This is a genomic window from Pseudoalteromonas sp. SIMBA_162, from assembly GCF_046535955.1.
Lineage (GTDB): Bacteria > Pseudomonadota > Gammaproteobacteria > Enterobacterales > Alteromonadaceae > Pseudoalteromonas > Pseudoalteromonas marina.
Map to the genome: position 1 here is coordinate 1 of NZ_JAWJBQ010001036.1, position 242 is coordinate 242.

The 242-nt window shown below is 66.9% G+C and carries 1 pseudogene; it reads left to right on the forward strand.

The features are described from left to right. Nucleotides 1-242, forward strand: a pseudogene (locus R0J88_RS22860) (glycosyl transferase); the annotation flags it as partial.

Sequence of the window (242 nt, forward strand, 5' to 3'; positions counted from 1 at the left end):
CCCTACCTCAGCGAGATCGTGATCGGGCTGGACCGCGCCGACCGTGACCAGTTCGAGCATGCCAAGGAGTTCTTCTCACATCTGCCGCAGCATCACCGCATCCTGTGGAACGACGGCCCGCGCCTGCGGGCGCTGGATGAGGAGCTGACCGAGCATGGCCTGGCGCCGATGGAGGCCGGCAAGGGGCGCAATGTCTGGTACTGCTCAGGCTACGTGCAGGCCTCGGGCATCGCCGAGGCGGT